Origin of the sequence: Thermogutta sp., assembly GCF_039793925.1 — a bacterium.
Taxonomy (GTDB): domain Bacteria; phylum Planctomycetota; class Planctomycetia; order Pirellulales; family Thermoguttaceae; genus Thermogutta.
In genome coordinates, this window is record NZ_JBAMME010000130.1 from 49,715 (window position 1) to 54,110 (window position 4,396).

Sequence of the window (4,396 nt, forward strand, 5' to 3'; positions counted from 1 at the left end):
CTCACCGAACTCGGATTCCGTGGTACTCTTTGGGCATTTGATAATCCTTGCGGAGCGGGTGCCCAATCCAGTCCTCGGGGCAGAGGATGCGTCGCAAATCGGGATGTCCGACGAATTCCACGCCGGAGAGGTCATATACCTCCCGTTCATGCCATTCTGCCGCGCTCCAGATTTGGCTCACCGTTGGGACCCGCGGCAACCGTCCTTCTACGTCGTCTTCCCACCGGGGCAGCATCACCTTGAGAACGAGTCGATGCCGCTTGCTGAGCGACGACAGGTGGTAAATCAACTCCAGATGTGGTTGAAAGGGAGCCTTGGCCGCTTTTTTGGGATCTGTTTCGAGGTAATCCACCGCTGTGATGCAGTGGAGCATCTCGAACTGAAGCTCTGGATCGTCGCGGAGGAAACGGCACACCTCCGCAAGTTTTTCTCGTGCGACTTCAATCCACGGATCGATTGCCTGCACATTGCTCAGGCGGACAGCCTCCCCGAATTGTTCCTGAAGTCGTCCAAATATCGGCTCAATATCCATTGGTCTACCAGATCCCGATTCTTGCCTGTGCGTTTCTGCTGCCCTTCCCTGCGCGTGCCCTGTTCATGTTTCACCTACAAGCATGGAAAGACCCCCTGTCTTTCGCGGTGAAACTTCAGGGCGTGAAATCGCCTCCCCAGGAAGAGCCCGAATCCACTCCAGATCCCCCCGATACCACAAATATGCGAATCCAACCAGGAGGATGCCAAAGAACACAAGCACATCGACCAATGCCATCCACATCAGGCGGTTGCCGAATTCCCGGATGACCTCCCGGTTTTCGCCTTGGAGGGGACCGATTCCCTCGCCGCTTGTCTGGGAGGGTGGCCTCCTCTCCCCCGATTGGGCGCGCTCTGAGGACGTTTGATCACCTGCGCGTCGAAACGCCAATTCTTCTAGCCGCGCTTCCAGGGCCTTATTGGACACACTCGCGCTTCGCAGGTGGCTGGCTTTTCCGAAGACCACCGCCCATGGGAAAAAGACGGCCACTTCCACATCGAAAATGAGAAACACCAACGCTATCACGTAGAACCGCAAGTCAAACTGAACATCAGCCGGTCCGACGGAAGGTTCCCCGCACTCATACGTTTGAAGCTTCTCAGGAGTGGGACGATTAGGACGTAATAATTTCCCAAGCAATAGGCCGCCGAAAACAACGGCCACAGCAGCCCCCATGAAAAGCAGCAAGTATCCAACAACAAATGCCGGTGTCATCGTACTGTTGCAACACGTAGGAAATTTAGTCCAAGTGCACTGTGAAAAAATTCATTGTAATGTGTTCCATGGGGCGTGCAATCGATTGGCCCAGAGAAGTCAACTTTCGTCCAAGCTCGGCTTCTCGGCGCACTCGAACCTACTCGCGAACGCGCCCCGATCGCCGGAACATGGCGCTCTAGGCCGCCCCACGCGCATGGTCGCAGTCCAGGATGTTACGACACAAGCGGCGCAAATTTCGGCTGCTTAGGTCTTCCCTGTCCGCAAATTGAACACGTGCGAGGCAAATTTACGGCAACCAGATCACCAAAGATTAGCGCCGGTTGAGGAGACAGCCCCACTCTTGAGTGAGGCGCATTCATGGTTTTGATGATCCAACCGCACGTATGCTCCCTCTCAGCACTCATGTTTGTCGATTATTGCCAATCCACAAGATTCGTGCTTCGCAGGAGGAAAAAGCTCACATGACCTGTCAGATCTTCTCCCTGAAACAGCATGTGGTATACCCCGGGTTGCGTCAGATTTTCGAGGACCACGGGTGCTCCGAATCTGCGGCTGGACTCTGGAAAAACTTTGACGCGACACAGTCCTTTCTTCTCCCAATGGATGAGATCGTCGCTAACAGCGTACGCGATCTTTTGATACCGGAGACTTGCAGAATAAAGCATGAGCCATTTTCCAGCATGCCGGAAAACCCAGTTGTTCTCATTCCCATCCGGTTGTTCGTAGGGTTGGTCGGCAGCGATCACGGGGGCATCAGGGGAGAGGTCCGTCCAGTGCTTGAGGTCGTCGCTCACAGCAAGGCCAATGAGGTTATGACCGGATTTCCGGCCCCATCGTGTCGATCCCGTGTAGAAAAGGTAGTAACGCCCGTCCCATGGGATCAATAGTGGATCAATTGTGCGCCCATCGATGTTCCATTTGTTTTCTGGGCCAGTATTGAAAAGGAATTCGGGTTCTGACCAGTGAACCAAATCCCGAGAGCGCGCGATGCACAGGTAATGGGGGAACCGCCCGTACTGCTGATAGCACAGGATCCACTCATCTCCTACTCGAATGACGTTGCCCGGTGAGGCATAGCCGCTCGGCGAAATCAACCTGATCGGTTCAAAGTGGATGAAATCCTCCGTTGCCGATTGTCCGATGTGCCAGGTGACATTCTTCGGATCGTAATACGTGAACCAAAGATGCACCCTACCATCAAGGACCAGCGCCGCCGGATCACGCAGATGAATGTCGGGAAGCCGCCAGACAGGATTTTGTATTTTTCCATAGTCAAACTTGGGAAGAGCACCCTCCGCGCAGACCCCGTGACTGCGTCCGACAAGACCACCACCCACGAGCATTGATGCTGTGAAATCGCGGAGAGTCCGTAACATCTGGCGGCGTTTCATCACCATGGCGACTTGTCCATGTGGCTCCCACTCCGGCTTCTGAAGCGCCATCCGTCTCGCTTTGCGAGGCCGAAACGACGATGAAAGACGTCACGTCCTACCGTGCCCGATTGCCTTTCCATAAACAACCATTCGTGTACAGATTTCGTGAGTGTACCATCCCAGCCAGCAAAAGCCAGGGGCCGAGCGCGTCGATTTGGGCAGCGCTCAACCGCTAGAGACAAGCCAACGGCTATCTTGGGGAAAAGTGAAATCGTCGCGGAAATGTGTGCGGCCAGGAGAAAAACCGTGGTGCACCTAGGCCCGCATAGAGTGACTCGGCCGAGCTGGCCGGGAAAATCCTAACTTCGGGAGGCGCGATGTATCGAGAGAGTCCAAGGCGTTCGGCCGCCATCAAAAAACGGCTTTGTCCGGGCTCGCTGCCCCATGGAGGAGGACGTTTTCAGTCATCAAGTGGCGGAGGATTCGAACAACTCGCACACCGGTCGTCGGCCGGCAAAGCCCGCGTCAATTTCATGCCAGAACTCAATCTGAGGCTCGCCTAAACGCCAGCAAAGGAAGATGTCGCGTCCACCGTACTGAGAATAGAAATCGATAATGCCTTCAACAGGGCTTTTCGTGATCGCTCCCAATGAGGCGAGCTCCTCCACCCACTCTTTGAGCCTTTCGAAGTCCCGTTGAATACCAGCCTCGATGTTGGCAAGTTCGTCCTTATAAAGGGGATGCCGTTCCCTCCTGGCAGCCGGGATTGCCGACAATCTTTCATATCGGGCTTGCAGATCTCGCGCCAGGTTGACCATACGGCGAACCAGCGGCTCGATTCGCGGAATTAACGCGTTGGCATCTTCCAGGGAAAGATAGATTTTGCGTTCCCCTCCCGATATTGAGCCTCGATTCTCATATGCTTCGCTCATAGGTGCTCTTTTTCATGGGTTTCGAGCAAAAAGGATGAGGTCGAGATTGCATCATTGTGTCCCGCCGGGGCCTTCATCGACCGGCTCGGTGACATACTTGGAAAGGGCCACGGCAGTCGGATTCAACGTTGCCTGCCCCCAAGCAATTTCCAACGGCAACTTGGCGAAATCGACAAGGCAACCGTCTCGCAAATAACAACTCAAATCATACGTGGACCCCATGAAAATGCAGTCTACGGGACAGTTCTCCGTACAGAAGGCACAGAACATGCACTTCGTGTAGTCAATAACGAAAGCCGTCACTCGAAATCCTTTGCGGCCCGGCACACGTTCTTTCGTGATGTAGATGCAGTTGACCGGACAGTCTCTCGCGCAGCGGTCGCAACCTATGCAGGTCGTCAAATCGTACCTGTGAAACCCTCTGTATCGAGGAGTGACAACCGCAGGTTTTTCGGGATACTCATAAAGGTGAGTGAAGGTTCGGCGGCGAGGATTGTACGTACCAAACCACGTGCCAAGGGTCACCCGAAGGGCCTTGATCGTCGTCCAAACGGCACGTGCAATATTTGCCCACCAGCCGACGAAACCGATAGCTGCCTGAGTGATTGCCATAATTTATCGATTTCCTCCAGGCAACCTGATTTGCCCTGTCTGGCAGAAAATTGCAAAAAACTGCATTACAAACTCGATGCCGGATTCCTGTTGACCGAATTATAGAGCCGCTTGTTGGTGCTTGGCAACGAGTTCTGCTGTGGCGCCTTTTGTGTTGCGGAACGACAACCCAAAACTGTGCTGGGGTCGCTTTCTGTCCCAATGTACCGGGTGGTGAAGACATCGACGGC

5 protein-coding genes are annotated in these 4,396 nt (G+C 54.4%); all 5 read right to left on the reverse strand.

Annotated elements, in window-relative coordinates; translation table 11 throughout:
• Window position 1 precedes the first annotated feature (1 nt).
• Window positions 2-532, reverse strand: a complete 531-nt coding sequence (locus ABJK56_RS04975) for an NADH-quinone oxidoreductase subunit C (protein ID WP_347243560.1) — start codon at window positions 530-532, stop codon at window positions 2-4.
• Window positions 533-595: 63 nt separating this feature from the next.
• On the reverse strand, window positions 596-1,246 hold the full coding sequence (locus tag ABJK56_RS04980; RefSeq protein ID WP_347243561.1) for an NADH-quinone oxidoreductase subunit A: 651 nt from the start codon (window positions 1,244-1,246) through the stop codon (window positions 596-598).
• Window positions 1,247-1,662: 416 nt separating this feature from the next.
• On the reverse strand, window positions 1,663-2,646 hold the full coding sequence (locus ABJK56_RS04985; RefSeq protein WP_347243562.1) for a family 43 glycosylhydrolase: 984 nt from the start codon (window positions 2,644-2,646) through the stop codon (window positions 1,663-1,665).
• Window positions 2,647-3,089: 443 nt separating this feature from the next.
• Window positions 3,090-3,554 (reverse strand): DUF2203 domain-containing protein, encoded by a 465-nt coding sequence (locus tag ABJK56_RS04990; protein WP_347243563.1) that lies wholly within the window; start codon window positions 3,552-3,554, stop codon window positions 3,090-3,092.
• A 51-nt stretch (window positions 3,555-3,605) separates the two neighbouring features.
• Window positions 3,606-4,166 (reverse strand): 4Fe-4S binding protein, encoded by a 561-nt coding sequence (locus ABJK56_RS04995; protein ID WP_347243564.1) that lies wholly within the window; start codon window positions 4,164-4,166, stop codon window positions 3,606-3,608.
• Window positions 4,167-4,396: the final 230 nt, after the last annotated feature.